23 protein-coding genes, 6 tRNA genes and 1 pseudogene are annotated in these 26,592 nt (G+C 57.7%); 29 read left to right on the top strand and 1 reads right to left on the bottom strand.

Annotation, left to right across the window (positions count from 1 at the left end; genetic code table 11):
• Nucleotides 1-44 precede the first annotated feature (44 nt).
• The 29 genes and pseudogenes from ACTQ05_RS04635 (at nucleotide 45) to folB (ending at nucleotide 25,772) form a co-directional block, all read left to right on the top strand.
• On the top strand, nucleotides 45-731 hold the full coding sequence (locus tag ACTQ05_RS04635; protein WP_154517496.1) for an N-acetylmannosamine-6-phosphate 2-epimerase: 687 nt from the start codon (nucleotides 45-47) through the stop codon (nucleotides 729-731).
• A gap of 99 nt (nucleotides 732-830) precedes the next feature.
• Nucleotides 831-1,751, top strand: coding sequence for an RNase adapter RapZ (gene rapZ, locus ACTQ05_RS04630; protein WP_427718645.1), 921 nt, complete (start codon nucleotides 831-833; stop codon nucleotides 1,749-1,751).
• A 6-nt stretch (nucleotides 1,752-1,757) separates the two neighbouring features.
• On the top strand, nucleotides 1,758-2,687 hold the full coding sequence (gene whiA / locus ACTQ05_RS04625) for a DNA-binding protein WhiA (RefSeq protein WP_441048567.1): 930 nt from the start codon (nucleotides 1,758-1,760) through the stop codon (nucleotides 2,685-2,687).
• A gap of 193 nt (nucleotides 2,688-2,880) precedes the next feature.
• Nucleotides 2,881-3,906 carry a type I glyceraldehyde-3-phosphate dehydrogenase gene (gap, locus tag ACTQ05_RS04620; RefSeq protein WP_154517458.1) on the top strand — a complete coding sequence of 342 codons (1,026 nt, stop codon included), beginning with the start codon at nucleotides 2,881-2,883 and terminating at the stop codon, nucleotides 3,904-3,906.
• Nucleotides 3,907-4,046: 140 nt separating this feature from the next.
• Nucleotides 4,047-5,237: a phosphoglycerate kinase gene (locus tag ACTQ05_RS04615; protein ID WP_304212190.1), complete on the top strand. Its 1,191-nt coding sequence runs from the start codon at nucleotides 4,047-4,049 to the stop codon at nucleotides 5,235-5,237.
• Nucleotides 5,230-5,997 (top strand): triose-phosphate isomerase, encoded by a 768-nt coding sequence (gene tpiA / locus ACTQ05_RS04610; protein ID WP_154517452.1) that lies wholly within the window; start codon nucleotides 5,230-5,232, stop codon nucleotides 5,995-5,997. Before ACTQ05_RS04615 ends, tpiA begins: the two co-directional genes overlap by 8 nt.
• A 5-nt stretch (nucleotides 5,998-6,002) precedes the next feature.
• Nucleotides 6,003-7,556 carry a 2,3-bisphosphoglycerate-independent phosphoglycerate mutase gene (gpmI, locus tag ACTQ05_RS04605; protein WP_427718639.1) on the top strand — a complete coding sequence of 518 codons (1,554 nt, stop codon included), beginning with the start codon at nucleotides 6,003-6,005 and terminating at the stop codon, nucleotides 7,554-7,556.
• Nucleotides 7,557-7,722: 166 nt separating this feature from the next.
• Nucleotides 7,723-7,977 carry a preprotein translocase subunit SecG gene (gene secG / locus ACTQ05_RS04600; protein WP_006236144.1) on the top strand — a complete coding sequence of 85 codons (255 nt, stop codon included), beginning with the start codon at nucleotides 7,723-7,725 and terminating at the stop codon, nucleotides 7,975-7,977.
• Nucleotides 7,978-8,271: 294 nt separating this feature from the next.
• On the top strand, nucleotides 8,272-9,948 hold the full coding sequence (locus tag ACTQ05_RS04595; protein ID WP_441538126.1) for a peptide ABC transporter substrate-binding protein: 1,677 nt from the start codon (nucleotides 8,272-8,274) through the stop codon (nucleotides 9,946-9,948).
• Between the two features lie 155 nt (nucleotides 9,949-10,103).
• Nucleotides 10,104-11,141, top strand: coding sequence for an ABC transporter permease (locus tag ACTQ05_RS04590; protein WP_304212150.1), 1,038 nt, complete (start codon nucleotides 10,104-10,106; stop codon nucleotides 11,139-11,141).
• A gap of 59 nt (nucleotides 11,142-11,200) precedes the next feature.
• A complete protein-coding gene (locus tag ACTQ05_RS04585; RefSeq protein WP_370450642.1) occupies nucleotides 11,201-12,091 on the top strand; it encodes an ABC transporter permease in 891 nt (296 codons plus the stop codon).
• Between the two features lie 2 nt (nucleotides 12,092-12,093).
• Entirely contained in the window at nucleotides 12,094-13,185 is a 1,092-nt protein-coding gene (locus ACTQ05_RS04580) for an ABC transporter ATP-binding protein (protein ID WP_154517437.1), read from the top strand.
• The gene (locus tag ACTQ05_RS04575; protein WP_427795958.1) at nucleotides 13,186-14,214 is read left to right on the top strand and encodes an ABC transporter ATP-binding protein; all 1,029 of its coding nucleotides are present in this window, start codon (nucleotides 13,186-13,188) and stop codon (nucleotides 14,212-14,214) included. It begins immediately after the preceding gene.
• Between the two features lie 591 nt (nucleotides 14,215-14,805).
• A tRNA-Leu gene (locus ACTQ05_RS04570) sits at nucleotides 14,806-14,895 on the top strand.
• Nucleotides 14,896-14,954: 59 nt separating this feature from the next.
• Nucleotides 14,955-17,300, top strand: a complete 2,346-nt coding sequence (locus tag ACTQ05_RS04565) for a GAF domain-containing SpoIIE family protein phosphatase (RefSeq protein ID WP_441538124.1) — start codon at nucleotides 14,955-14,957, stop codon at nucleotides 17,298-17,300.
• 81 nt (nucleotides 17,301-17,381) lie between these two features.
• Nucleotides 17,382-18,128 (top strand): anti-sigma factor antagonist, encoded by a 747-nt coding sequence (locus ACTQ05_RS04560; RefSeq protein ID WP_441538122.1) that lies wholly within the window; start codon nucleotides 17,382-17,384, stop codon nucleotides 18,126-18,128.
• Nucleotides 18,129-18,233: 105 nt separating this feature from the next.
• A tRNA-Gly gene (locus tag ACTQ05_RS04555) sits at nucleotides 18,234-18,309 on the top strand.
• Nucleotides 18,310-18,344: 35 nt separating this feature from the next.
• Nucleotides 18,345-18,418, top strand: a tRNA-Cys gene (locus ACTQ05_RS04550).
• Nucleotides 18,419-18,460: 42 nt separating this feature from the next.
• Nucleotides 18,461-18,536 (top strand) — tRNA-Gly (locus ACTQ05_RS04545).
• 204 nt (nucleotides 18,537-18,740) lie between these two features.
• Nucleotides 18,741-19,337, top strand: a pseudogene (locus tag ACTQ05_RS04540) (alpha-amylase family glycosyl hydrolase); the annotation flags it as partial.
• 98 nt (nucleotides 19,338-19,435) lie between these two features.
• Nucleotides 19,436-19,624 carry a hypothetical protein gene (locus tag ACTQ05_RS04535; protein ID WP_441538134.1) on the top strand — a complete coding sequence of 63 codons (189 nt, stop codon included), beginning with the start codon at nucleotides 19,436-19,438 and terminating at the stop codon, nucleotides 19,622-19,624.
• Nucleotides 19,625-19,683: 59 nt separating this feature from the next.
• Nucleotides 19,684-19,759: transfer RNA gene (locus ACTQ05_RS04530), tRNA-Gly, on the top strand.
• A gap of 3 nt (nucleotides 19,760-19,762) precedes the next feature.
• Nucleotides 19,763-19,837 (top strand) — tRNA-Val (locus ACTQ05_RS04525).
• 204 nt (nucleotides 19,838-20,041) lie between these two features.
• Entirely contained in the window at nucleotides 20,042-20,236 is a 195-nt protein-coding gene (locus ACTQ05_RS04520; protein WP_441538120.1) for a hypothetical protein, read from the top strand.
• A 567-nt stretch (nucleotides 20,237-20,803) separates the two neighbouring features.
• On the top strand, nucleotides 20,804-23,026 hold the full coding sequence (gene nrdD / locus ACTQ05_RS04515; protein WP_427718616.1) for an anaerobic ribonucleoside-triphosphate reductase: 2,223 nt from the start codon (nucleotides 20,804-20,806) through the stop codon (nucleotides 23,024-23,026).
• Nucleotides 23,027-23,452: 426 nt separating this feature from the next.
• The gene (nrdG, locus tag ACTQ05_RS04510) at nucleotides 23,453-24,034 is read left to right on the top strand and encodes an anaerobic ribonucleoside-triphosphate reductase activating protein (protein ID WP_427727760.1); all 582 of its coding nucleotides are present in this window, start codon (nucleotides 23,453-23,455) and stop codon (nucleotides 24,032-24,034) included.
• 67 nt (nucleotides 24,035-24,101) lie between these two features.
• The gene (gene folE / locus ACTQ05_RS04505) at nucleotides 24,102-24,659 is read left to right on the top strand and encodes a GTP cyclohydrolase I FolE (protein ID WP_427718613.1); all 558 of its coding nucleotides are present in this window, start codon (nucleotides 24,102-24,104) and stop codon (nucleotides 24,657-24,659) included.
• A gap of 2 nt (nucleotides 24,660-24,661) precedes the next feature.
• Entirely contained in the window at nucleotides 24,662-25,243 is a 582-nt protein-coding gene (locus ACTQ05_RS04500; protein WP_195838586.1) for an HD domain-containing protein, read from the top strand.
• Between the two features lie 43 nt (nucleotides 25,244-25,286).
• The gene (folB, locus tag ACTQ05_RS04495) at nucleotides 25,287-25,772 is read left to right on the top strand and encodes a dihydroneopterin aldolase (RefSeq protein ID WP_441538118.1); all 486 of its coding nucleotides are present in this window, start codon (nucleotides 25,287-25,289) and stop codon (nucleotides 25,770-25,772) included.
• Between the two features lie 6 nt (nucleotides 25,773-25,778).
• On the opposite strand, the gene ACTQ05_RS04490 is transcribed toward folB, so the two are convergent.
• Entirely contained in the window at nucleotides 25,779-26,555 is a 777-nt protein-coding gene (locus ACTQ05_RS04490) for a M48 family metallopeptidase (protein WP_441538117.1), read from the bottom strand.
• Nucleotides 26,556-26,592 lie beyond the last annotated feature (37 nt).

The following is a 26,592-nucleotide window of genomic DNA, read 5'->3' as shown; positions in this document are numbered from 1 at the left end:
GACGACACGCCTCGGGAGGCTGTTCTGAGAAAGGTTATAGCCTTATGACCGTCGATCCTTTAATTCAATCCCTGAAGGGTAAGCTCATCGTGAGCGTTCAGGCGTATATGGGCGAGCCGCTTCGTACGCCCGAGACCATGGCTCAAATGTCTCGCGCTTGCGAACTCGGTGGCGCCGCCGCCATTCGTTGCCAGGGCCTTGCCGACATTGCTGCCATTAAGGGTCGTTGTGAGGTTCCTGTCATCGGCCTGTGGAAGGATGGACACGAGGGCGTTTACATCACGCCGACGCTGCGTCACGCCCGCGCCTGCGTTGCTGCCGGTGCTGACATCGTGGCGATTGACGCCACCGATCGTCCGCGCCCCGATGGCAAGTCGCTCGAGGACACTTTTCGTCCGCTGCACGAGGAGGGCGTGCTTCTGATGGCGGACTGCGCCACGATCGAGGATATCCGCCGCGCGGTCGACATGGGCTTCGATTTGGTTTCCACTACGCTTTCGCATGGCGTCGCCGCCATCGATTGCACCATGGCAGACGGCCCCGACCTGCCGCTTTTGCGCCAGGCAACCGAGGAGTTCCCCGGTCTTCCCATTATTTGCGAGGGTCGTGTGCATACGCCCGAGGAGGCTCGCGCCGCGATTGACGCCGGCGCCTGGGCCGTTGTCGTTGGCACTGCCATTACGCACCCCACAAGTATTACGAGTTGGTTCAAGGCTGCGCTTGAGGCGTAAGACGGGCCTCGTATCCGCTTGGGGCGGTATACTCAATTAAGGCAATTGATCGCGCGGGATCCGCTGGCCGGGTCCTGCGCTTATTTTAGGAGGCAGCACATGCAAAAGGGAGATGCCATGGATGCGGCGGAGCGCACGGAGCGCATTCCCGATATCGTCATCATCACCGGAATGTCCGGATCGGGCCGAACGCAAGCCATGCATGTGTTTGAGGACATGGGCTATTTTTGTATCGACAACCTGCCTCCGCGCCTGATTGCGCAGCTCGCAGAGCTTGTTGGCATCAATACGGGTGTGGGTAGACATCTTGCTGTTACCTGTGACCTTCGCAGCCAAGGCCTGTTTGATGAGCTGCTTGACGCCGTTGCCGCCTTGGAAGAGCGCGAGATGAGCTGTGACATTGTGTTTCTCGATGCATCTGATGAGGTGCTGATTCGCCGCTACAGCGAAAACCGCCGCCGCCATCCCATTGCGAAGCCGGGGGAGACCACGGCCGACGCCATCCAGCGTGAGCGTTTACAACTCCAGGGCGTGCGCGACCGAGCCGATATGATCATCGATACGAGCCGCCTTCGTACCTCTGCTTTACGCAATAAGCTGCGTGCGGCTTTTTCAGAGCTGTCCGACCAGCAGCTCATGGACGTCCACGTCTTCTCATTTGGCTTTAAGCATGGTATGCCCGTCGAGGCAGACATCATGATCGATGTTCGCTTCCTGCCTAATCCATTCTACGACCCCGAGATGCGCACGTTGACCGGCCTCGATAAGAAGGTCTCCGACTTTGTCCTGGACCATCCCAAGACGCAGGAGTTCTGGAAGGTTTGGACGCAGTTGCTCGATACGGTCATGCCGGGTTATATCGCGGAGGGCAAGCCGCAGCTTTCCATTGCCATCGGCTGTACGGGCGGCCAGCACCGCAGCGTTGCCATTGCAGAGGCTACGGCCCGATACCTGGAAGGTGCTCAGTATCACGTGAGCATTTCTCACCGCGACTTGTCGCGTGCCAATACGAAAGCATAGGTTTGAATGTCGTTTACCGCCGAGGTGCGTGACGAGCTTGCGCGCTGCGAACCCGAATGTGAATATTGCGATCTGTCGACACTTGCCGCTCTTACACGTGTGAGTGGCACGCTTTCGCTAGCGGGCTCTGGTCGGTACCGTTTGACGGTTGCGACCGAGACGGGTGCCGTTGCACGCACGATGATTACGCTGACGCACCGCATCCTCAAGCTCAAAACGGAGTTTACCGTTCGCAAGTCGGTCTTGCATAAGGTGCGAAACTATCTCATCACCTTGCCCGACCAGCCCGACCTCGATAAGGCTTTGGTTCTGCTGGGCATTCTCGACCGCAGGGGAGGGCTCGTCGCCGGTGTGCCGCGCCATATCGTCGCCCGGCCCTGCTGCAGGCTCGCCTACATTCGCGGCGCTTTGATTGCCGGCGGCTTTGTGGCAGACCCGCGTGGCGATTTTCACCTGGAGATTGCGGTGCAGGGCGAACAATACGCCAAGGGGCTTTGCGACCTGTTGGGGCAGGTCGGGGTTCATGCACGCGTCAACGCCCGGCGAGGATCATATGCCGTGTACATCAAGAGCGCCGAGGAGATTGAGCATTTGCTCAAATTGATTGGTGCCAAGCGCAGCGTTGCCGAAATCGAGGAAGCCCGTGCGGTCAAGTTGGTGAAAAACGACGTAAATCGTCGCGTGAATGCTGAGCTGGCCAACCAGACGAGAAGCGCCGGCGCTGCCCAACATCAGCTCGCGCTTATCGAGGAGCTTGAGCGACGCGGCATGCGCGATGTGCTCCCGGATGCCTTGGCGGCCTTTTGTGACTTACGTGAGCGCTATCCCGATCTCTCACTGCGAGATTTGGGGGAGATGGCCGACCCTCCTTTGTCAAAGTCGGCCCTATATCACCGTGTTTTGCGTCTTGAAAAGCTCATTGAAGCGAACAGGTAGTTTAAAGCGGCAGTTTATATAGTACTTGAACTGCTGTTTTATGCTTTAAAACGTTTTAAAGCAAATTTGATTTTCAATTTCGAGCATTCTCGTGAAATTCAAGTCAAAAAAAAGGTATATTAGGCGAGTGGTTAGTTTGTGGGCCTCAACGGCGGGCGCTGTAGCTTGCGGGGGCCTTACGAAAGGAGACACAATGGCAGTAAAGGTTGCTATTAACGGCTTCGGTCGCATCGGTCGTCTGGCCTTCCGTCAGATGTTCGGTCATGAGGGCTCCGAGATCGTCGCTATCAACGACCTCACCTCTCCCGATATGCTCGCTTACCTGCTGAAGTACGACTCCACGCAGGGCAACTATGCTCGCGATCACGAGGTCGTCGCTGGCGAGGATTCCATCACCGTTGACGGCAAGGAGATCAAGATCTACAAGGAGGCCGACGCCAACAACCTGCCTTGGGGCGACCTCGACGTCGACGTCGTTCTCGAGTGCACTGGCTTCTACACCAGCAAGGCTAAGGCTCAGGCCCACATCAACGCTGGTGCCAAGAAGGTCGTCATCTCCGCTCCGGCCGGCAGCGATCTGCCCACCATCGTGTACAACGTCAACCATGAGACGCTGACCGCTGAGGACAACATCATCTCCGCTGCTTCCTGCACCACCAACTGCCTCGCCCCGATGGCCAAGGGTCTGAACGACTTCGCTCCCATCGTGTCCGGCATCATGACCACCATTCACGCCTGGACTGGCGACCAGATGCCGCTCGACGGCCCGCAGCGCAAGGGCAACAAGCGTCGTAGCCGCGCCTGCGCCGTCAACATCGTCCCCAACACCACCGGTGCTGCCAAGGCTATCGGCCTGGTTCTCCCCGAGCTCAACGGTAAGCTCATCGGTGCCGCCCAGCGCGTCCCGACGCCGACCGGCTCCCTCACCAACCTCTACGCTGTCGTTGACAAGAAGGTTACCGCCGACGAGGTCAACGCCGCTATGAAGGCCTACGCTGCCACCATCTCCGAGACCTTCGCTTACAACGAGGACGACATCGTCTCCACCGATATCATCGGCGAGACCCATGGCTCCATCTTCGACGCCACTCAGACCATGTGCTCTGACCTCGGCAACGGCCAGACCCTCGTTCAGGTTACCTCTTGGTACGACAACGAGAACTCCTACACCTCTCAGATGGTCCGCACCATCAAGTACTTCGAGAAGTTCGTTGCTTAATTTGGCTTTTAGCGAATAGCTCGTTGAGCGTCTAAAAAAGGGCGCGGCCTTATAGGGCTTACACCCTAAGGTCGCGCCCTTTTTATAAGAAATCGTCTGCCGTAATGGGAGGCAGACACGTACGAAAGGTAGAAGCAAACATGGCCTTTACCAAGAAGACCGTCCGCGACATCGATGTCGACGGCAAGCGCGTTCTCGTCCGCGTTGACTTCAACGTGCCTATCAAGGATGGCGTCGTTGGCGACACCACCCGTATCAAGGCTGCCCTGCCCACCATCAACTATCTCGTTGAGCACAATGCTCGCGTTATCCTCATGAGCCACCTCGGCCGTCCCGAGGGCACCGGCTTCCAGCCCGAGCTTTCCCTCGAGCCCGTCGCCAAGAAGCTCGCCGAGCTCTCTGGTCTCGATGTTGCTTTTGTCGCCGACACTTATGGCGAGAAGGCCGCCGAGGCCGTCGCCGCCGTCGAGCCGGGCAAGGTCCTCGTTCTCGAGAACGTCCGTTTTGACAAGCGTGAGAAGAAGAACGATCCCGAGATCGCCAAGACCCTCGCTTCCTATGGCGACGTCTTCGTTCTCGACGCCTTCGGTACCGCTCACCGCGCCCAGGGTTCCGTCGTGGGTCCCGCCGCTTACCTGCCCGCAGTCGCTGGCTTCCTTCTGGAGAAGGAGGTCGACACGCTGACCGGTATCTTCGCCGAGCCCGAGCGTCCCTTCGTCGCCATCGTCGGCGGTTCCAAGGTTTCCTCCAAGATCGGCGTTCTCGATCACCTTATCGACTCCGCCGACACCCTGATTATCGGTGGCGGCATGGCCTATACCTTCTTCCTGGCTCAGGGCATGACCGTCGGTCAGTCCCTCAAGGAAGAGGACTGGGTCGAGCGCGCTGGCGAGATGCTCAAGAAGGCCGAGGAGAAGGGCGTCAAGATCCTGCTCCCCATCGACAACCGTGTTGCCGACCACTTTGGCGAGGACGCTGTCCCCGAGGTTGTCGCTTCCGACGCTATCCCCGACGACCGTGAGGGCATGGACATCGGCCCCAAGACCGAGGAGCTCTACGCCGAGGCCGTCAAGGGCGCCAAGACCGTATTCTGGAATGGCCCCATGGGCGTCTTTGAGTTCGACAACTTCGCTCACGGCACCCAGGCTATCGCCGAGGCCGTCGCCGAGGCTGATTGCACCTCGATCATCGGTGGTGGCGATTCCGTCGCAGCCGTCAACAAGTTTAACCTGGCCGACAAGATGAGCTGGATCTCCACCGGCGGTGGCGCTTCCATGGAGCTCGTCGAGGGTAAGGCCCTGCCCGGAGTGGAGGCGCTTCTCGATGCCTAATCGCACCCTTCTTATCGCTGGTAACTGGAAGATGAACAACGACGTCGCCGAGGCTGCCAAGCTCGCCGACGAGCTGGCCCAGGCTCTGCCCGAGGTGCCGGCTGGCGTCGAGGTGCTCGTCTGCCCTCCGACCATCGACATTACTACGGTTCATGACCGCATTCAGGCTGCCCCCATCGCCCTCGGTGCACAGAACGTGTACTGGGAGGCCAAGGGTGCCTTCACCGGTGAGTCCTCTTGCGACATGCTCAAGTCCGCTGGCTGCACCTACTGCATCATCGGTCACTCCGAGCGTCGTGACTACTTCCACGAGACCGATGAGGACCAGAACAAGAAGGCTAAGGCTCTCGTTGCCGCCGGTCTTGTTCCCGTCTTCTGCTGCGGTGAGTCCCTTGAGGTTCGCGAGGCCGGCACCTATGTCGAGCATGTCGTGAACCAGGTCAAGGCTGGTCTCGAGGGTCTTGAGATCACCTGCCCCAAGCAGGTCGTCGTCGCCTACGAGCCCATCTGGGCCATCGGCACCGGCAAGACCGCTACCGCCGAGGACGCTCAGGAGGTCTGCGGCGCTATCCGTGAGACCCTCAAGGAGATGTTCGGCGAGGAGCTCGCCAACGGCATCCGCGTTCTTTATGGTGGCTCCGCCAAGCCCGCCAACATCGCTGAGCTTGTTGCCAAGCCCGACGTTGACGGCGCCCTCGTGGGCGGCGCTTCGCTCAAGGCTGCCGACTTCGCCTCTATGGTCGTCAAGGCAGGCGAGTAGGGCATATGGCACAGCGTCATCTTCCTGCACTCCTAATCATCATGGATGGCTGCGGCTTGGCTCCGGCCGACGGCGAGAACGCCGTCGCTGCCGCCAAGACGCCCTTCCTCGATAGCCTGTACGAGAAGTATCCTCACACCACGCTCGGTGCTTCGGGCGAGGACGTGGGCCTTCCCGACGGCCAGATGGGCAACTCCGAGGTGGGTCACCTCAACATCGGTGCCGGCCGCATCGTGTTTCAGGAGCTTTCGCGCATCAATAACGCCATCAAGGACGGCTCCATCGCCAAGAACGAGGTTTTCGTCAAGGCTATGGATGACGTCAAGGCCGAGGGCAAGACCCTGCATCTCATGGGCCTTATGAGCCCCGGCGGCGTTCATTCTCACATGAACCATGTCGAGGCCCTGGTCAAGATGGCTGCCCAGTATGGCATTAAGACCGTTCGCGTTCACGCCTTTATGGATGGTCGCGACGTCGATCCGCAGTCCGGTGCCGGCTACATGAGCGAGTTCTGCGCCTTCCTGGCCAAGATCTCCGAGGAGACTGGTTGCGACGCTCGCGTTGCTACCGTCTCGGGCCGTTATTGGGCCATGGACCGCGACAACCGTTGGGAGCGCATCGAGCGCGCCTACGACGTCATGGTCAATGCGTCCGATGCCGATACCGACCCCGTTGCCGGTATCAAGGCCTACTACGAGAAGGATCCGCGCGGCGATGAGTTCGTTGAGCCGTTCGCTGCCCACAACGAGGGCATCCACGAGGGCGACGCGGCCATCTTCTTCAACTTCCGTCCCGACCGCGCTCGTCAGATGACCCGCGTGTTCACGGACAAGGAGTTCGACGGCTTTGAGCGCGAGCAGATCAAGCTCTCGCACTTTGTGACGATGACCGAATACGATCCGACGTTTGACGTCGAGGTCGCCTTCCCCAAGACGTTCCCCGAGAACGTTCTGGCCGACGTAATCGCAGCCAATGGCCTGAAGCAGCTGCACACCGCCGAGACCGAGAAGTACGCCCACGTGACGTTCTTCCTTAACGGCGGCATCGAGGAGCCCAAGGAGGGCGAGGAGCGCGTGCTCGTCGCTTCCCCCAAGGTTGCTACCTACGATTTGCAGCCCGAGATGAGCGCTCCCGAGGTTACCGAGAAGCTCGTCGCTGCCATCAACGAGGACCGCGCTGATTTCTACATCGTGAACTTCGCGAACTGCGACATGGTTGGTCACACCGGTGTCTTCGACGCGGCCGTTAAGGCCGTCGAGGCTGTTGACGATGCCCTGTCCAAGGTTGTCCCGGCGATTCTCGCTAAGGGCGGCTTTGCGCTGATTACCGCCGACCACGGCAACGCCGATCACATGTTTGACGTTGCTTCCGACGGTTCCAAGCATCCGTTTACGGCTCACACCACCAACCGCGTGCCGTTCATCATCGTTGATGAGAAGGCGCAGCTCGCCGGTATCGAGGACGGTCGACTTTCCGATATCGCCCCGACTATGCTCACCATGGCTGGTCTGGAGCCTTCCGCCGAGATGACGGGCCGCGTGCTCGCGACCGAGGCCTAAGAGAAAACGCCAAGCGTTTCTTTGCAAGGGGGTTGACCATATTCGGGCAACCCCCCTTTTTTTGGTATTTCTGCCATTTCTACCTCGTCCCCAAATGGCAGGTGGGGAGTGTCGGGGGTTGTGGTACAGTACTGGAGTTTGAATTGTTCTATTAAGGAGCTTCTCTATGGGTCCGTTTCAGATTCTGCTGTTTGTAGTTTGGGCTGTCTCTGCCGTGGCGCTGACGATTCTCGTCCTGATGCATTCCGGTAAGGGCACCGGCGTTTCGGATATGATTGCCAGCTCGCTGTATAACTCCAGCTCTGCCACGGGCGTTATGGAGCAGAACCTTGACCGCCTGACCGTCATCATGGCTGTCGTGTTTGCCGTGTGCGTCGTGCTCTGCATGTTCTTCTTCCCGCAGGGCATCGTGGGCTACTAAGCACGAGTCGCATAAAAAAATTAAAAAGGGTCCCGCATGTACGGGGCCCTTTTTGTTTACAGACTTGTAACAGAGCCAGAATATCACCACATACTGCGCCCAACTAAAGAAATTCTCGACCGTTAACCGGAATTAGCCCCAAACCGTGCATAAAATGCGCTACTGTATTGAAAACGTTGGCCTGTTGTGCATAACCAGCCATAGCAACGGGCGGCGTTTCGATAGTTCGGATCGGATTGTCTCGACATATGTCCGACTGAACATTTCTTTGTCCTATCTCATAAGGAGGATGGCATGGCTGATTCTATGTTCCACCAGCCCGTTATGGGTCGTCGAGCCTTTGTCGGCGGTACCCTTGCTGCGAGCTCCATGGCTTTTCTTGCCGCATGCGGCAAGAAGGGCGGCGACGCTTCCGGTTCTGAGTCCGGTTCGACGCTGAACTTCTACATCAATAACCCGGTCTGCATCGACCCCTACAATGTCCAGGAGGACCAGGGCACTCAGGTCGAGTACCAGCTCTTTGACGCTCTGACCTCTTATGACGCCGAGAAGGGCGAGATCGTTCCGCTGGCTTGCGAGTCCTTCGAGGCCAACGACGACGCCACCGAGTTTACCTTCAAGATCAAGAAGGCCAAGTTCCACAACGGTGATGACGTTACCTCCAAGTCCTTCAAGCTCGGTTGGGAGCGTCTGGTCAGCACCAAGTCCGCTGTCGCTCAAGAGTATGGTCCTTCCGAGGTCTCCTATCACCTTTCCATGGTCGAGGGCTATGACGATCTGCTTGCCGGTAACACTACTGAGCTCAGCGGTGTTACCTGCCCTGACGATGAGACCCTCGTCGTCAAGCTGACTTCCGCTTACGCCGACTTCCCCTTCGTCGCCTCTCATCCGGCTCTGTCCCCGGTTCCCGAGTGCGCCGAGTCCGATGTCAAGAGCTTCTACCTTGCCCCGATCGGTAACGGCCCGTTCATGATGGACGGCAAGTGGGAGGATGGTCAGGAGATCAACCTCAAGAAGTTCGACGATTACTATGGCGACAAGGCCAAAATCGATGGCATCCACTTCCAGGTCATCAAGGACGTGGAGACCGCTTACAAGGAGTTCCAGGCCGGTAACCTTGACATCTGCGACGTTCCCGTTGCTCAGATCGATGCCGCCAAGAAGGACCGTGGCGAGTCCAAGGATGGCTACACCATGAGCGACGGCGAGCGCATGCTGCTCGGTGCCGAGCCTTCCACCTACTATCTGACTTGCAACACCACGGCCGAGCCGTTCAACAACGCCGATCTGCGTAAGGGTATCTCCCTGGCCATCAACCGCGAGGCCATCTGCAAGACCATCTTCAAGGGTACCCGCACCCCCGCTGACGGCATTGTTCCTCCGGGTATCGATGGCTACAAGGAGGGCGCATGGGAGTTCTGCGCCTATGACGTCGACAAGGCTAACGAGTACCTCGACAAGGTTGCTCCTGCCGACGCCAACGGTGACCGTGGCATTAACGTGACTCTGTCCTACAACCAGGACGGTGGCCACAAGGAGATTATGGAGTCCATCATCGGCGACCTCGCCAAGGTGGGCGTCAACGCCGTCTCCGATACCCCCGAGTGGTCTGCCCTGCTCGAACAGTATCAGAACCTCAACTATCAGTTCGGTCGTCTGGGCTGGATTGCCGACTACCCGATCATGGACAACTTCCTGTATCCGCTGTTCCACTCCGACTCCCTCGGTGGCGACAACCGTTCTGGTTACAACAACCCCGAGTTCGACGCCAAGGTCGACGAGGCCCGTACCACGATTGACGACGAAGAGCGCGTCGCTAAGATGCAGGAGGCCGACGCAATCGTCGCTGCTGACTGCCCGGTCATCCCGCTGATGTTCTACACGCACACCCTCGCTGGTTCCGACCGCATCAAGCACCTCTATGTTGATCCGCAGAAGCATGCTGATCTGGGTACCGCTGAGCTCGCATAAGATTTGCAGCTTTGGTGAGGGTCAAGTTTTTACGTAGACCTCATGGGAAACATACAGTTCCCCCTAACCTGGGGTAAACTGGCTGATGGTAATTTTGGGATGCCGGTCTGGCGATCGGCATCCCATTTAGGTTAATCCCTAGATAGGGGAGTGGTATGGGTAAGTACATCGTTAAACGTGTGCTTCAGTTCATCCCGGTATTTTTGGGCGTTACGCTGATTCTGTTCGCCCTCCAGAATATCGTGCCGGGAGATCCGATCAAGCTGATCGGTGGAGACAAGGCTCTGTCCCCCGAGGTGGAGCTTCAGCTTCGCGTCCGCTATCACCTGGTCCAATCGGACGAGGACGGCAACGCGATCCTTGACGAGAACGGCGACCCCGTTCAAACGTCGCTCGTGGACCGTTACTTGTATTACATGAACGGCCTGCTTCATGGCGATCTGGGTAATTCCTATCAGCGCAAGCTGCCGGTTACGGAAATCTTTGCCCAGAAGTATCCGTATACGGTCAAACTTGCCGCATGCGCCATCGTACTCGAGGCAATCATGGGTATCGGTGCGGGTATCATTTCGGCGGTAAAGCGTTATTCCTTCTGGGATATTTTGGTAACGCTCACCACGTCGATCCTCGTTGCCGTCCCGGCCTTCTGGCTCGGTATGTTGCTGCAGCTGTTCTTTGGCGTTATTCTCAAGGACGCCACGGGCGGTGCATTCTCCATGCCGATCTCGGGTGCCGGTGGTTCCAGTTCTCAGTATCAGGATTGGATGCACTATGTGCTTCCGACCATTACGCTGGCTTCGGTTTCGACCGCTTATGCCGCCCGCATTATGCGCTCGCAGCTGCTTGACGTCATGAGCCAGGATTATATCCGTACGGCAAAGGCCAAGGGTCTCTCCAATCGCGCGATCATCATCAAGCATGCGCTTAAGAATGCACTCATCCCCGTCGTTACCTATATTGGTGTCGACTTTGGTGCCATGCTTTCGGGCGCCATCCTGACCGAGACGGTTTTTAACTGGCCCGGTATCGGCTATGAGGTCTATCGCGCCATTAGCATGCGTGACTGGCCCATCGTTATGGGCGGCGTTACGCTCATCGTCGTCGTCGTCATGGTGATCAACCTGCTCGTCGACATTAGCTATGCATTCCTCGACCCGCGCATCCGCCTTGGCGGTCCGTCGGATAAGGCCTAAGGGAGGTACGTCTCATGCAGGAAACTGATTCTCAGTCTCAGGAGCAGGCTACCGCCACCATGGCCGCATCTGCTCCCGCCAAGTCTCGCACGCTGTGGGGCGACGCTTTTAAGCGTCTTCGTAAGAACAAGCTCGCCGTTATCGGTGTCTGCTGGATCATTATCGTCGTTGTGGTTGCCCTGACCGCAGATCTGTGGGCTAAGCCCTGGCTCGGTTCGCCGACGGCTTCCGATTCGACCACCATGGCCGAGACGTCGCTGCTGGCTCCGTGTGCAGAGCACCCGTTTGGCACCGACTCCCTTGGCCGTGACATTCTCGTCCGCGTTATCTACGGTGCACGCGTTTCGCTGTCCGTCGGCATTATGGCCACTGCGATCTCCACGGTGATTGGTCTGGTCATGGGCGCTCTGGCCGGTTTCTACGGCGGCATCTGGGATACGATCATCATGCGCTGTGCGGACATCTTCCTTGCGTTCCCGTACGTGCTGTTCGTTGTCGCCATGATCGCCGTTATCGGCCGTGGTCTTCAGAACGTCTTTATCGCCATCGGTATTCTTGGCTGGCCTTCGATTGCGCGCGTCTTCCGATCCGCGATCTTGACGGTCAAGGAAAACGACTATGTTGACGCTGCGCGCGCGATGGGTGCATCTGATGCCCGTATCGTCGTGCGTCACATCTTCCCGAACTCCGTTGCCTCCATCGTGGTCTACGCGACTATGAACATTGGTGGCGCCATTCTGACCGAGTCCGCTCTGTCCTTCCTCGGCATGGGCGTTATTCCGCCCACGCCTTCGTGGGGCTCCATGATTCAGGACGGTCAGCAGTATCTCCTGACTGCTCCCTGGATGATGATCATGCCCGGTCTGGCAATTCTCTCGACGGTGCTCGCCTTCACCCTGCTGGGTGACGGTCTGCGCGACGCCCTCGACGTCAAGATGAAGGACGCATAAGGATGAAGAAGAACAAGAACTATGTGGACCTGAAGGACCAGCCGGTTCCCGAGGGCCAGCATCTGCTCGAGGTTGATGACCTTAAGATGTATTTCCACACCGAGGATGGCGTCGTTCGTGCTGTCGATGGTGTGTCCTACACGCTCGATCGTGGCGAGACCCTGGGTGTCGTCGGTGAGTCCGGCTCCGGTAAGTCCGTGACCGCCATGACCATCATGGGTCTTATCTCGATGCCTCCGGGAAAGATTGAGGGCGGTGACGTTCGCTATCGCGGTCGTTCTATCCTCGAGATGACCGAGGAAGAGATGCAGCACATTCGTGGCAACGATATCGCGATGATCTTCCAGGATCCTATGACCTCCTTGAACCCGGTCTATAAGATCGGCAAGCAGGTGGGTGAGGGCCTTCGTCTGCACCGTGGCTACTCCAAGCAGGAGGCGCTCAAGCGCGCCACCGAGCTTTTGGACCTCGTTGGCATTCCCGAGCCCGAGAAACGCGTCAATGAGTATCCGCACCAGTTTTCTGGTGGTATGCGTCAGCGCGTCATGATTGCCATGGCCCTTGCCTGCGATCCCGATATTCTGATTGCCGACGAGCCCACGACTGCCCTTGACGTTACCATTCAGGCTCAGATTATTGAGCTTATGCAGGAAATGCAGGAGAAGAACGGCAACGCCATCATCATGATTACCCATGACCTGGGTGTTGTCGCCGATATGGCCGACAAGATCATGGTTATGTACGCCGGCCGTCCCGTCGAGTTCGGTACTGCTGAGGAAATCTTCTACGAGAGCCGTCACCCCTATACCTGGGGCCTGATTCGCTCCATCCCGGAGCAGGCCATCGATGAGAAGAAGCCGCTTACGCCGATTCACGGCAACCCGCCTTCGCTCATGAACCTGCCCGAGGGTTGCGTGTTCTCGCCTCGTTGCCCCTATGCGACCGATAAGTGCCGCAAGCAGCGCCCCGAGCGTTTTGTCACCGAGTCCGGCCACTATTCTGCGTGCCATTATTCCGGTGACCCCGAGTTCCTCAAGAACGCCCCTGAGACGTCCCGCACGCGTAAGGATTCCAAGAAGGGAGGCGAGGCGTAAATGGCAGACAATAACGAGCGCACTCCGCTACTGAAGGTCGAGCACCTCTCTAAGGAGTTCTCCGCAGAGTCCGGCATGTTCGCCAAGCGTTTTTCCAAGCGCGTCGTCTCTGCTGTAAACGACATCTCTTTTGAGATTTATCCTGGTGAGACCTTTGGTCTGGTTGGTGAGTCTGGTTGCGGTAAGTCCACTACGGGTCGCACCATCATGCGCCTGACCAAGCCGACCGCCGGTAAGGTGTTCTTCCAGGGTAAAGATGTTGCCGAAATGAGCAAGCATGAGATCAAGGATATGCGTCGCGAGATGCAGTTTATCTTCCAGGACCCTTATGCCTCGCTGAATCCTCGCATGACCATCGGCGAGATCGTCTCCGAACCCATGACCATTCACGGCGTGGGAACCAAGGAGGAGCGCATTGAGCGCGTCCGCGAGCTTCTCGACGTTGTCGGACTGAACCCCGAGCACATCAACCGCTATCCTCATGAGTTCTCGGGTGGCCAGCGTCAGCGTGTCGGCATTGCCCGCGCCTTTGCACTGAAGCCCAAGCTGATTATCTGTGACGAGCCGGTATCCGCTCTGGATGTGTCCATTCAGGCCCAGGTTCTGAACCTGCTTAAGGAACTGCAGGACAAGTTTGGTACGGCGTATCTGTTTATCGCCCACGACCTGTCCGTCGTTCAGCACATCTCCGATCGCGTTGCCGTTATGTATCTGGGTAAGGTAGTCGAGGTTTCTGACTGGAAGACGCTCTATAGCGAGCCTCACCACCCGTATACGCAGTCGCTGCTGTCTGCCGTGCCGGTTCCCGATCCGGATATCCAAAAGTCTCGTAAGCGCATCATCCTTGCCGGCGATCCGCCGTCACCGCTGGATCCGCCGACTGGCTGCCGTTTCCACACGCGCTGCCCGATCGCGCAGGGCATCTGCTCCGAGAAGCTTCCCGAGTTTAGGGAAGTTGCTCCGGGCCACTGCTGCGCCTGCCACTTCGCCGAGCCGTTCCCGATTAAGGAATCGCACATCGACCTGTAGTCGGTTGTTATCGTTCGGGCCTGCCCTGGTGTTGCTTTTCAGAACGTCCTCGGACATGTCGGAAGCCCCGCTGCGCGCTACGCGCTGCGGGGCTTCCTCCGTCCTGCGGAATGTTCTGAAAAGCAACACCAGGGCAGGCCCTGCGGCAACTCGGCAGGTGGAATGCGGTTCCCTGATCGCTCACTTAATCTAATGGGAAAGATAGCGAGGCCGGAGCTTTAGCTCCGGCCTCCTCATATAAGGGCTCGGCAAAGCCGAGCCACCAAATTTATATCAGCCCCCAGAACATGTTTGAGAACTGTGCATGAAGCATGTGCCCCTAGGGCAGGAATGAGGTTGCCTTCCAACGCATTCCGCAGGGGGCGGCATTATTTTGTAGCGCGAAGCGCAGATCAAAATAATGCCGCATGCCCGAGGACGCGTTGGAAGGCAACCTCATTCCTGCCCGAACAGGTCAGTCTACCTGCGCATTTTCAAATTCGTAAACTTTTTTGAAAAAAGTGCTTGCACAGTTCTCGAATCATAGGTTATTATCTTCCTCGTTGAAAGCGCGGGTCCAGCAAAACGAACTGCGAATCAACAATATAGCATGTCGGAGTGGCGGAATTGGCAGACGCGCTAGCTTGAGGTGCTAGTGACCGCTTTTTGGTCATGCGGGTTCAAGTCCCGCCTCCGACACCATCGCATTTGAGAAGCCTCTTCGGAGGCTTTTTTGTTACCGATAGACGGTGAGGTTCACGATGGAAACGCTTGAGCGCAATGAGTGGGTTGACGTTGCCCAATTGGTCGATATTACGAGCGATGCTGTCATTATCTGCGAGCTCGACGGAACCATTTTGCATGTAAACAATCGCTTGCTCGACTTGATCTGCGAGGAACGTTCCGATGTGATCAACGGGGACGTTAAAGATCTCTTGTACTCGTCAGCATTTGAACGCGCGACAGAACATCGTCTTCCTTTTGAGACCAATGGTACCGAGAGCGAGTTGATGCTTAAGCTCAGTGACGGCTCCTTTATTCCCGTCCTAGTTTGTGCCGGCTCGGTTACGCCGCCTCGTATCTTTGGCCGCCGTGCGCCGCGTGTTCTCGTGGCGCTCCATAGTATCGAAGAGCAGTATTCGCATGACCGTCAGCTCAAGCGTGCGCTTTCGGAGCTCAGAGTGGCGAATAAGCGCCTCTCGGGCACGTTGTCGGTCATTATGAGCACGGTGGGCTCCGATGAGCTGCCTAGTTTGTTGGATACCGTTTTGAACCAGCTTGTAGGAACCCTCGATGCCTCGGGTGCTGCCATCTATTTTTCTGAGAGCGGCGGTTTTAAGCTTCGCGGTGTTTCCAAGGAGCTGTATGACAGCTACCTGCCCGAGTTTATGCCGTATGGTGCGGGTATCCCGACGTATGTGCTCCGTGAATCTCGTGCCTGCCGCCTGTCGATTCAGCAGGACCTCGAGGGCGATAGGGTTGCCTCGGGTATGTTCATGGACCTGGACAATCGTTCTAAGCACCTGCTACGCGTGCAAGATATGCCTCCATACCGCAGCGAGATATGTCTTCCCGTGTTTTATGGCACTCAGGTGCTCGGTGTGTTGGAGGTCGGTTGGAAACGTCCGCAGGCGCCGCTTGCCTATGATGTCAACGTGCTCGAGGTCATTTGCGATTATCTCTCCATCCAACTAGTCGGCATGGCATCGAGTCTGCGCTCACGTCGCACGGCAGAGCTTGGCCGTTCTCTCAACGTGCTGCGCGATGAGTTGTTTGCCTATCTCGATGATCCTATTGCCGCCTCGCGTGCGGTGTCGACCGAAATCTGCGCTGTGCTCAGTTGCCATTTCTGCCCCGTGGAGTATGATGCGGGCCTCGGAACCTATGTCATCGATTTTGAAGGCGGCAGTCGTGTGGCATTGCCGGGCGATCCAGAGTCACTCTTCTTTTCTGTCACGACGCCGGCGGCGCGCCTGGGGGCAATTTCCGATGGATTTGAGACATCGGTGCTGGGCGGGACGAGCGCCGAGGACCTCAAGCACGTGCGCCTTACGCGCGTGGACGAATCCACGACTATGGGCGCATGGTTGAGAGCCCACGGCCTGCCGTGTCAGGGGCTTTATGTCGATTCCGGTATCGAGGCGGGGCGCTGCCGCTCGGCGGCGGATGGTACGCGAAGCGACGATGCAATCGTGCCCGCTGACATCGCCAAGGGACCGACGAGGCGCGTTTTGCTGCTCCGTGGTGGCGGCCAGGAGCCAATCGATGACCTTGAATACGACTACATGGTGCATTTGGCACACGACTTTGAGCTGATCTATGAGGGCGAGTCTCAAAAGCGTGAAGAGCGTCATATCGCTCAGACGCTTCAGATTGGCATGAGAAATTCGCTAGGCGACGTTCCGGGCATCGCAACCGATTCGGTATACCTGTCGGCAACGAATTCGGCGTTGGTTGGTGGTGACTTCTATACGCTTGTCCGTCTTCCCGACGATTGCGCCGTTATGATATTGGGCGATGTCTCCGGCAAAGGAATTGAGGCGGCGTCGATGTCGGCGCTCGTCAAGACGGCGTTGACGGCTTATGCCTGGGAGGGTGCGGGACCCGCTCGCATGGCCCGCTCGCTCAATAGCATGCTCATGGGCTTTTCGCGGGTCGAGACGTTTGTAACGGCGTTTATTGCCAAGATTGATCTTAAAGCGGGCCGTGCTACCTATTGCTCTGCGGGACATCCTCCCACTATGGTCATTAGGCCGTCGTCGACTCCGCATGGCGGAGGAGAGGCCTGCGGGGGAGAAGTGGAGCTCCTTGGGTGCCAATCGGGCGTGATCGGTGCCTTTGAGAGCATGGTGTACGAGACGGGCGTGTTTACGTTCGATCCTGGTGACATGCTGTTTATGTATACCGACGGAACGATCGAAGCACGCGACCGCTCGGGTGCTTTCTTTGGCGAGCAACGCCTGCGCGACCTTCTACTCTCTGTTTCGGGTGAGGGCGTATCGGGCATCTGCGGTAAGGTCTTGGGCGAGCTTGACCGCTTTACCGACTCGGCGCTGGACGATGACATTGCATTGGTGTCCCTTGAGTTTTTACGGGGTCGATCGTAGGTCGCGACGTTGGGCATACAGAATCCTAACGGTTGCAGAAAAGTGTGCATCGAGCGAGCTCTTTTGGGGAACCATGGTCGCATGAATGAGTGGAATGACATAGCGGTTTTGACGCCACCGGGCGATATCGATATCGCCTCGGTGCCCGAGCTGCGCCGACGGTTGGATAATTTAATCGACCGGGGCGTGCGCCGTGTTGTCATCAATTGCCAGACCGTGGCTTTTATCGACTCGACGGGTTTGGCGTTTTTGCTTACGCGTGCCAGAGAGCTTATGAGACGAGAAGGGCTGCTTTCGCTTGTTAACGCCTCCGATGAGGTCGTTCGCTTTTTGGAGATTGCCCGACTTGTCGACATCCTTCATGTTGCGGGTCAGGTGCGGGAGTCGATTCCCGCCATTCCGGTGGGGGAGTTGCCGCGATGGAGCAAGAGCGTCAAGGTGCAGCGAGGCATCGAGAATCTCCCGTATTATCGGCACCGTGTGGCCGAGATTCTCGAATCACTTCCCCTGAGGCGTGATGAGCGCTATGACGTCGCATTAGCGTTGGGGGAGGCATTGGGTAACGCATATGACCATGCGGGCGGTGTTGGCTGCATCCTGACGATTCAGGCCTATGGGGACCGTGTTGTGCTTGAGGTGCTTGATCGAGGTTCTGGCTATTCTATCGATGGGGCGAGCGAACCGATGGCATCCGAGGAACGCGGACGCGGTATCAAGCTTATGCGCATGCTCGTCGATAATGTGGAGGTTGCCCGTCGCACGGATGGTGTCGGCACACGCGTTCGGATGGTGAAGCTGTTTAGTTCGGCATTGGAATCGTGCGCTTAGCGCCTTGGATCGACATGATTTCCCTGCGTGAACTTGCTTTGGGCAACTTTTTTGAAAAAAGTACTTGCGTCTTTTGGATAACTCGCGTAAATTAATAACCCGCAAGCGGACATGGCTCAGTTGGTAGAGCACAACCTTGCCAAGGTTGGGGTCGCGGGTTCGAGCCCCGTTGTCCGCTCCATTGCATTTCCGGACCGTTCTTAACGGTCCTTTTTCGGCGAAGTGGCCAAGTGGTAAGGCAGAGGCCTGCAAAGCCTTTACCCCCGGTTCGAATCCGGGCTTCGCCTCCAGGCAACATCCGGGCGCTCCGGCGCCCGTTTTGTTTTACATATGCGGACATGGCTCAGTTGGTAGAGCACAACCTTGCCAAGGTTGGGGTCGCGGGTTCGAGCCCCGTTGTCCGCTCCAAGCACAACAGCCCGACTACCACGGTAGCCGGGCTTTTTCGTACCCATTGCAGAGGCTCGAACCCGAGAGGGAGCGAGCGTTAATCAAACGCGGAGCGTTTGTAGCGAGCTGGCGAGGTCGCCGGCAGGCGGCCGAAGCCGGTGCGGATCCGCGAAGCGGATACGCGGATGCCCCGAAAACCTCGTTGCAAGGGAGGCGCGCTCCATGGCTACAGAAAAGTCCTCTTCGCGCCCATGGATGTCCGATGCCGCGATCTATCAGATCAACCCGCGCTCGTTTAAGGATTCGACTGGTTCGGGTCTGGGCGATATCGTGGGCATTACCCAGCAGATGGACTATCTTGAGCGGCTGGGCATCGAGGCCATCTGGCTGAGCCCGTTTTACCCATCGCCTCTTGTCGATGGTGGCTATGATGTGGCGGATTACTGCGATGTCGACCCACGTCTCGGCTCGCTTGACGACTTCGATGACATGGTCGCTGCGGCTCACGCGCGCGGCATCAAGGTCATCGTCGACATCGTGCCCAATCATTCATCCAACCAGCACCCCTGGTTCAAAGCCGCTCTTGCCGCCGGCCCTGGATCGCCCGAACGCGCCCGTTATATATTCCGCGATGGTCGCGGCGAACATGGCGAGCTGCCTCCCACCAATTGGAATGCCAACTTTGGCGGCCCCGCCTGGACGCGTGTTGCGGACGGTCAGTGGTAGCTGCATATGTTTACGCCCGAGCGGCCGGACTTTGTCTGGTCATGCCCCGAGGTTCATGCGTTCTTTTGCGACGTCCTGACGTTTTGGAGCGATCGAGTCGTTGAAGGCTTTCGCATTGCTGTGGCGCATGGTCTCGCCAAGGACCTCGACCGCGATGACCTCGACCGGTGGCATCTCGCCGAGGGCGGGACATGGTTGACGACGGCACCCATCCGCTGCGAGACCGCAACGAGGTCCACGAGATCTATCGCGAGCGCCGCGCGCGGGCGGCCCTTTTGCTTGAGCTGGCGCTTCCGGGTTCGGCATACGTGTATCATGGTGAGGAGCTCGGCCTTTTTGAGGTGGCTGATGTCTTCGTGAGGTTCGCGAGGGCGTCGTAAAACTTTTCAAAAAAGTTCTTGCATAGGATGCGGGTATCACGTAAGATTAATCCCCGTAAGCGGACATGGCTCAGTTGGTAGAGCACAACCTTGCCAAGGTTGGGGTCGCGGGTTCGAGCCCCGTTGTCCGCTCCATTTGGGCGTTTAGCTCAGGGGGAGAGCGCTTCCCTGACACGGAAGAGGTCACAAGTTCAAATCTTGTAACGCCCACCAAATGTTCGCAGTCCAGAGGCTTTGCTTCTGGACTGTTTTGTTATAAACACACATAATATGCCGTCAAATTATCGACCTCGGTCGCTTTTTCACGTTGCATTTGCTGCCCAGCATAATTTGTCGTTATTGGCCTCTTAGTCTCGTGGGAGATGATTATTTTGATCATAACCGTGCACGTCGCCCGCGTTTCCATGGTTGACCCCCATGCAATCTTTTATGGTGATCGGTTTTGGCGAGATTGCCTTCCAGGGAGGATTCGGAACGATCGAAGGCCGTACGTTCTTCACGCGCTGGGCGGGCCTTGTCACAAAGGGGTGGGCTTTTGTGGTTATCGCCGGCGTGCTGCTCGATCCCTTTACAGCGGCTCTCGGCCGCATGATAGCTCGCGAAGAGAACTAATAGCTCCTCGCCTATCGAATGCCGGCGGACGGGGTGCCGGGGCTGTAGTCTTCCGAGCGTTTGCAGCCCCGTCGCTCCGTCCGCCGGCATTCGACCGCAACATGTTGGTCAAGCATAATCTTTTGGATTCTTTTCGCGTGAGCGGCTTGGTTTTGGTAGGATTTGTCGGCGGCTTGACTAGGGGGTTTTATAACTGCCTTGCAGGTAGCCGCGTTGGTAACGTTTTACCGACTTGCCGAGAAACCCTCATAATTAATGTGTCTGTAAAATGACCAATTGCTTTGACCTGCTGAAACACTATATGTTGTGTTTGACCTAAAAAAAGAATACAGGATATAGAGGCGTCTTTGTCGTATGATAGATGGCGGACAGAGAACGAAGACCTTGTTCGTCCCATTTGGACACGCCTTTGAGCCGCTTGATCGGCCGCGAGGATTGTCCGCATGAGGACCTATGGTTTATCGAGAACACAGATTGCGCGACGGCGCCGCAAGACAGGGACAAGCCCTGCCAGGCATCGTTTGGCTCTGAAGCGCAATGGGATTACGACGCGAAAGAGGCAAGAGGATGAAGATCATCAAGCGCAGCGGCACCGAGGTTGCCTTTGACATCGATAAGATCGTCAATGCGATTCGCGCCGCCAACTTGGAGGTCGAGGAGGGCTCTCGTCTTACCGACCGCCAGGTGATCTACGCGGCGCAAAACGTCGCCGAGGCATGTGAGAAGGCCGGCCATACCGTATCGGTCGAGGAGATCCAGGATCTGGTCGAGGACGAGATCATGCGTCTCGACTGCTACGAGGTCGCTCGCCGCTACATCATCTATCGTTATGTTCAGAGCCTGAAGCGCCAAAAGAACACGACCGACGACAAGATCCTGTCGCTGATCGAGTGCAATAACGAAGAGGTTAAGCAGGAGAACTCCAATAAGAATCCGACCGTCAATTCCGTTCAGCGCGACTATATGGCCGGCGAGATTTCCAAGGACCTGACCCAACGCGTGCTGCTGCCCCAGGAGATCGTGGATGCCCATAATGAGGGCCTGATCCATTTCCACGATTCGGATTACTTTGCCCAGCACATGCACAACTGCGATCTGGTGAACCTGGAGGACATGCTCCAGAACGGCACCGTTATCTCGGGCACGCTGATCGAGAAGCCGCACAGCTTCTCGACCGCCTGCAACATTGCGACGCAGATTATCGCCCAGGTTGCTTCCTCCCAGTACGGCGGTCAGTCTATTTCGCTGACCCATCTCGCCCCGTTCGTTGAGGTGAGCCGTCAAAAGATTCGCGGCGAGGTCGCTCGCGAGCTTGAGGAGCTCGGTGTTTCGGCATCTGCCGAGAAGGTTCGCGAGGTCGTTGAGGAACGCCTGCGCGATGAGATTCGTCGCGGCGTCCAGACGATTCAGTATCAGGTCGTGACCCTTATGACCACGAATGGTCAGGCGCCGTTCGTGACGGTCTTTATGTATCTCAATGAGGCCCGTACGCCCCAGGAGAAGCACGACCTTGCCATGATTGTGGAGGAGACGCTTCGTCAACGCTATGAGGGCGTTAAGAACGAAGCCGGCGTGTGGATCACCCCGGCGTTCCCCAAGCTCATCTACGTGCTCGAGGACGATAACATCCGCGAGGATTCGCCGTACTTCTATCTGACCAAGCTCGCCGCCAAGTGCACCGCCAAGCGCATGGTGCCCGACTACATCTCCGAGAAGAAGATGCGCGAGCTCAAGCTGTCTAAGGGCGAGACCGCCGGCAACGGCGATTGCTATACCTGCATGGGTTGCCGCAGTTTCCTGACGCCCGACCGTTCGGGCAACGGCTTTAACAATGTCGCCAACGCTCTGAACTATGACCCGACCAAGCCTAAGTACTATGGTCGCTTTAACCAGGGTGTTGTGACCATCAACTTGCCCGATGTTGCGCTGAGCTCGCATCAGGACATGGACAAGTTCTGGAAGATCTTCGATGAGCGCCTTGAGCTGTGCCACCGTGCCCTGCTGTGCCGTCATGAGCGCCTGATGGGCACGCTTTCGGATGCTGCGCCGATTCTTTGGCAGTACGGTGCCTTGGCGCGCCTTAAGAAGGGCGAGACGATCGACAAGCTGCTCGTGGGCGGTTATTCCACCATTAGCCTGGGTTACGCCGGTCTGTATGAGTGCGTCAAGTACATGACGGGCCACAGCCACACCGAGAAGGAGGGCACGCCGTTTGCCATGGCCGTCATGCAGCACATGAACGACAAGTGCGCCGAGTGGAAGGCCGAAAGCGATATCGACTTCTCGCTGTACGGCACCCCGCTTGAGTCGACGACCTACAAGTTCGCCAAATGCCTGCAGCGCCGTTTCGGCATTATCCCGGGCGTGACGGACAAGGGCTACATTACTAACAGCTATCACGTCCACGTGTCCGAGGAGATCGATGCCTTCGACAAGCTTAAGTTTGAGGGCATGTTCCAGCAGCTTTCGCCGGGCGGTGCTATCTCCTACGTTGAGGTTCCCAACATGCAGGACAACCTCAAGGCGGTCATTCGCGTAATGCAGTACATCTACGACAACATCATGTACGCCGAGCTCAACACCAAGAGCGATTACTGCCAGGTGTGCGGCTATGACGGCGAGATTCGCATTGTCGAGGACGATGGCAAACTGGTGTGGGAGTGCCCCAATTGCGGCAATCGTGACCAGGAGAAGATGAATGTCGCCCGTCGCACGTGCGGCTACATCGGTACCCAGTTCTGGAACCAGGGTCGAACCGAGGAGATCCGCGACCGCGTGCTACATCTCTAATAACCATCCCAGGCTGCCCCGTAGCGAGGCCCCGGACCTTTACTCGCTATCTCGGACAGTCCTGGCTCACGACGGAGGCGCCACTGGCGCCTCCTGTTCGTGCGGGACTCATGTCGAGCAAAGGTCCGGGGCCTCGCTACGGGGCAGCCAAGTTGATGTAGCTGAGATGCAGTATGCGGTCTGCTCACTCCTCGAAGTTCTTGGCAGAAATAATTCGAGCTGCAGCTGCGATTTACTTGCGATGGCGGTTGAGCCGCAACCCAGTTTTTATTGGACCTCGAACCCCATACTCGATGTTCGCTTTGTTCACCGAGTGTCGCTCGCAAGGGATCTAGAGCATATCGTCCCGCCCGCAGTTTCGCAGGCCGAAGGCCGAGAATGTTTGAGGACGGGATGATATGCTCCAGACCCCCAGGAAGGTTACCTATGAACTACGCGAACATTAAGTATTTCGACATTGCTGATGGAGAAGGCGTTCGTACTTCTCTGTTTGTGAGTGGGTGCCGTCGTGGGTGCAAGAATTGTTTTAACTCCGTCGCGTGGGACTTTGCCGCGGGTGAACCGTTCGATCGTGCCGTCGAGGACAAAATCATCGAGAGTCTTGATCATCCCTTTATTGATGGCCTGACGATTCTGGGCGGGGAGCCTATGGAACCCGAGAACCAGGCGGGGCTCGTTGATTTTATCGAACGCGTGCGTGCGACCTACCCTGTGGAGTCTGGGAAGACCATTTGGTGCTTTACCGGTGACGTGCTCGAGGAACTAATGCCGGGCGGCCGCCACCATACCGACGTGACGGACCGTATCCTTGCTTGCCTCGACATGCTGGTAGACGGTCCGTTCGTTCAAGATCTGTACGATATCTCGTTGCGCTTTAGGGGCTCGAGCAATCAGCGCGTGATCGACATGAACGCCACGCGCGCTCGTGCTGCGCGCGAGGGCGTTGCGCTTTGCGACGCTGTGGAGCTTTGGCGGGACGATCCGGTCTATTCGACCCATACTATGTAGCTGGAAGAGGTTGCGTGCCAGCGTGGTACCATAGCGCGAACGCGAAATCGAAAAAAGTGAGGCCCAGATGGTCGATCAGGAAAAAGTCGAGACTGCTATTAAGCTGCTGCTTGAAGGTATAGGCGAGGACCCAACTCGTGAGGGCCTGCTGGAGACCCCGGCACGCGTCGCCCGTATGTATGGCGAGATTGCCGGCGGTATGGGCCGGAGTGCCGAGGAGCACCTGTCCAAAACCTTTGCCGTCGCTTCGAACGATTTGGTTATCGAGCGCGACATTACGTTTTACTCGCTGTGCGAGCACCATCTGCTGCCGTTTTATGGCAAGGCTGCGATCGGCTATATCCCTAACGGTCGCGTGGCGGGTCTGTCTAAGCTTGCTCGCACGGTTGAGGTCTATGCCCGCCGTCTGCAGCTGCAGGAGCAGCTGTGCGCGCAGGTTGCCGATGCCCTCATGGAATATCTTGCTCCCCAAGGGGCGATCGTGCTGATGGAAGCCGAGCATATGTGCATGACCATGCGCGGCGTGCAAAAGCCCGGTACCAAGACCGTAACGCTTGCTCGTCGCGGTGTCTTTGAGACCGATCCCGCGCTCGAGGAGCGATTCTTTAGGATGCTGGGCCGCTAACCATGAGAGTCGTCAACGACTTTACATCGAAGACCGATGAGGGGACGCCGCGTCGCGGCTTTATGGCTTCGGGCCTGACTCCCTTTGGCGCCATGCCTCGCATTGATTACATTTGTGCCAACGGGCTGTTCCGGCGGCACCTGGGCAACATTGCACAGTTGGAATCGGGGCGCATCTTTTGCCGCCACGGTATTGACCATCTGCTGGATGTCGCGCGCATTATGTGGATTAAGAATCTTGAGGAACAGCTCGAATTTGACCGCGAGGTCATATACGCCACGGCACTTCTTCACGATATCGGCAAAGATGAACAGTATGAATCGGGTATATCCCATGATGTTGCAAGCGAGCGCGTCGCTGATGCGATTCTTGGCGGCATGCCCGATGACGTGGCATTTGATCCGGCCGATGCCGCGGCCATTAAGACGGCCATTTTAGGCCATAGAAAGCTGCGCGTGAACAGCCAACCGCTTGAGCGTCTGCTCTATGCAGCTGACAAAGCGTCGCGCGCCTGCTTTGCATGCCCCGCGCGCAATGCCTGCAACTGGAGCGATGATAAAAAGAACCTGTCGATTCGCGTGTAGTTGGTTTGCGCGGTCGGGGTTCTAAACGAAGGAGACGATCGCGATGACCAACAAGAAACTGCCCGAGAATGCAACCAAGACTGAAGGCGCCGAGCTCGCCCGCCGTGGAAGGGGCGAAATATCCACCGCAACGGCGGTGCCCCACGTGGGCTATGACGATCTGTGCCATGCCGATCGCATCACCGTTGAAGGTCTTGAGGTCTTTGCCAACCACGGCGTGTATCCCGAGGAGAACGCCCTGGGCCAGAAGTTCATCGTGTCCCTGGTGCTCTATGCCGACCTGCGTGCAGCAGGGGAGCACGATAACCTGGATGCCTCGATTGACTACGGCTCGGTGTGCCACGATGTCGATGGCTATCTGCGCGAGCATACGTTTAAGCTCATCGAGGCCGCAGCCGAGGGCGTGGCCCAGATGCTGCTACGTCGTTACCCCCTGCTGCTTGGCGTTCGTGTTAAGCTCGATAAGCCTTGGGCGCCCGTCGGTCTTCCCCTGGCAAGCTGCGGTGTCGAGATCGAGCGCGTGCGCTAACCGGTTCTAATACGTCTCTATGGGTGGCTGCTTGAGCCGCTGCGACAGAGCTCTATTGTTGGGGCAGTACGTGTCGAGCAGGGCGTGAAACTGCTGATTGTGGCTTGGCTCGAGCAAGTGGACGAGCTCGTGGGCGACAACCATGTCAAGGCACTCGACGGGGTAGGCGGCAAGCTCGCGTGCGATGCGAATGGCACCGGTTTTGGGCGTACACGAGCCCCAGCGCGTTTTCATGCTGCGCACGGAAACGCGGGAAGCGGCGATACCCATTGCGATTTCGTATGTGCGCACCATATCGTGCAGCGCCGTGGTGACCTCGGATGTATAGAGCTGGTCGATGCGGGCTTGGAGCTCATCGGGCGTTAGGCCGTCGAGGATTGCGTGCCGCTTGGCCTGTGGGTGTTCGTATGGCTCGTCGGTACCCATAAAACTTGCGAAGGTGGCCTGTTTGGGTCGCGGTGCGGGTGATGCAAAGTTGTGATCGAGCGCATCTTGTACCGTGATGGGCTTGCCCCAAAGCGCAATGATGGACGAGGGGCTGAGCGGCTCTCGCTCCGTCGCCTGACGTTGCTCGCGCTGGGCAAGTCGGCTGATAATCCAGGCGCTGTTGCGCTTCACAAATGCTTCGATACGCTCGCGGGTGGCACCGAGCGGTGCGCTTGCGTGGACCTCACCGCTCGATGTGACGCGTAGGTTGAAGTTCTTGACACGCTTTTTGGTAACGACGACGGGGATGGGCATCCCATCCGGTCGGGATACGGAAATCGTAAACTGCTGCGTCAAAAGCGGTCCTTCAGATTGGGGACGGGCCGGCATGTCG

This window comes from Collinsella sp. LCP21S3_A9 (assembly GCF_052118785.1).
GTDB lineage: Bacteria > Actinomycetota > Coriobacteriia > Coriobacteriales > Coriobacteriaceae > Collinsella.
The sequence above is the reverse complement of the archived record's forward strand: the minus strand, read 5'-3'. Positions and strand labels throughout refer to the sequence as shown.

Bases quoted from the DNA above. Each gene is read 5' to 3' on its own strand.
- ACTQ05_RS04635 (WP_154517496.1), top strand. From the start codon at position 45: ATGACCGTCGATCCTTTAATTCAATCCCTGAAGGGTAAGCTCATCGTG.
- rapZ (WP_427718645.1), top strand. From the start codon at position 831: ATGCAAAAGGGAGATGCCATGGATGCGGCGGAGCGCACGGAGCGCATT.
- whiA (WP_441048567.1), top strand. From the start codon at position 1,758: ATGTCGTTTACCGCCGAGGTGCGTGACGAGCTTGCGCGCTGCGAACCC.
- gap (WP_154517458.1), top strand. From the start codon at position 2,881: ATGGCAGTAAAGGTTGCTATTAACGGCTTCGGTCGCATCGGTCGTCTG.
- ACTQ05_RS04615 (WP_304212190.1), top strand. From the start codon at position 4,047: ATGGCCTTTACCAAGAAGACCGTCCGCGACATCGATGTCGACGGCAAG.
- tpiA (WP_154517452.1), top strand. From the start codon at position 5,230: ATGCCTAATCGCACCCTTCTTATCGCTGGTAACTGGAAGATGAACAAC.
- gpmI (WP_427718639.1), top strand. From the start codon at position 6,003: ATGGCACAGCGTCATCTTCCTGCACTCCTAATCATCATGGATGGCTGC.
- secG (WP_006236144.1), top strand. From the start codon at position 7,723: ATGGGTCCGTTTCAGATTCTGCTGTTTGTAGTTTGGGCTGTCTCTGCC.
- ACTQ05_RS04595 (WP_441538126.1), top strand. From the start codon at position 8,272: ATGGCTGATTCTATGTTCCACCAGCCCGTTATGGGTCGTCGAGCCTTT.
- ACTQ05_RS04590 (WP_304212150.1), top strand. From the start codon at position 10,104: ATGGGTAAGTACATCGTTAAACGTGTGCTTCAGTTCATCCCGGTATTT.
- ACTQ05_RS04585 (WP_370450642.1), top strand. From the start codon at position 11,201: ATGGCCGCATCTGCTCCCGCCAAGTCTCGCACGCTGTGGGGCGACGCT.
- ACTQ05_RS04580 (WP_154517437.1), top strand. From the start codon at position 12,094: ATGAAGAAGAACAAGAACTATGTGGACCTGAAGGACCAGCCGGTTCCC.
- ACTQ05_RS04575 (WP_427795958.1), top strand. From the start codon at position 13,186: ATGGCAGACAATAACGAGCGCACTCCGCTACTGAAGGTCGAGCACCTC.
- ACTQ05_RS04565 (WP_441538124.1), top strand. From the start codon at position 14,955: ATGGAAACGCTTGAGCGCAATGAGTGGGTTGACGTTGCCCAATTGGTC.
- ACTQ05_RS04560 (WP_441538122.1), top strand. From the start codon at position 17,382: ATGAATGAGTGGAATGACATAGCGGTTTTGACGCCACCGGGCGATATC.
- ACTQ05_RS04535 (WP_441538134.1), top strand. From the start codon at position 19,436: ATGGTTGACGACGGCACCCATCCGCTGCGAGACCGCAACGAGGTCCAC.
- ACTQ05_RS04520 (WP_441538120.1), top strand. From the start codon at position 20,042: ATGCAATCTTTTATGGTGATCGGTTTTGGCGAGATTGCCTTCCAGGGA.
- nrdD (WP_427718616.1), top strand. From the start codon at position 20,804: ATGAAGATCATCAAGCGCAGCGGCACCGAGGTTGCCTTTGACATCGAT.
- nrdG (WP_427727760.1), top strand. From the start codon at position 23,453: ATGAACTACGCGAACATTAAGTATTTCGACATTGCTGATGGAGAAGGC.
- folE (WP_427718613.1), top strand. From the start codon at position 24,102: ATGGTCGATCAGGAAAAAGTCGAGACTGCTATTAAGCTGCTGCTTGAA.
- ACTQ05_RS04500 (WP_195838586.1), top strand. From the start codon at position 24,662: ATGAGAGTCGTCAACGACTTTACATCGAAGACCGATGAGGGGACGCCG.
- folB (WP_441538118.1), top strand. From the start codon at position 25,287: ATGACCAACAAGAAACTGCCCGAGAATGCAACCAAGACTGAAGGCGCC.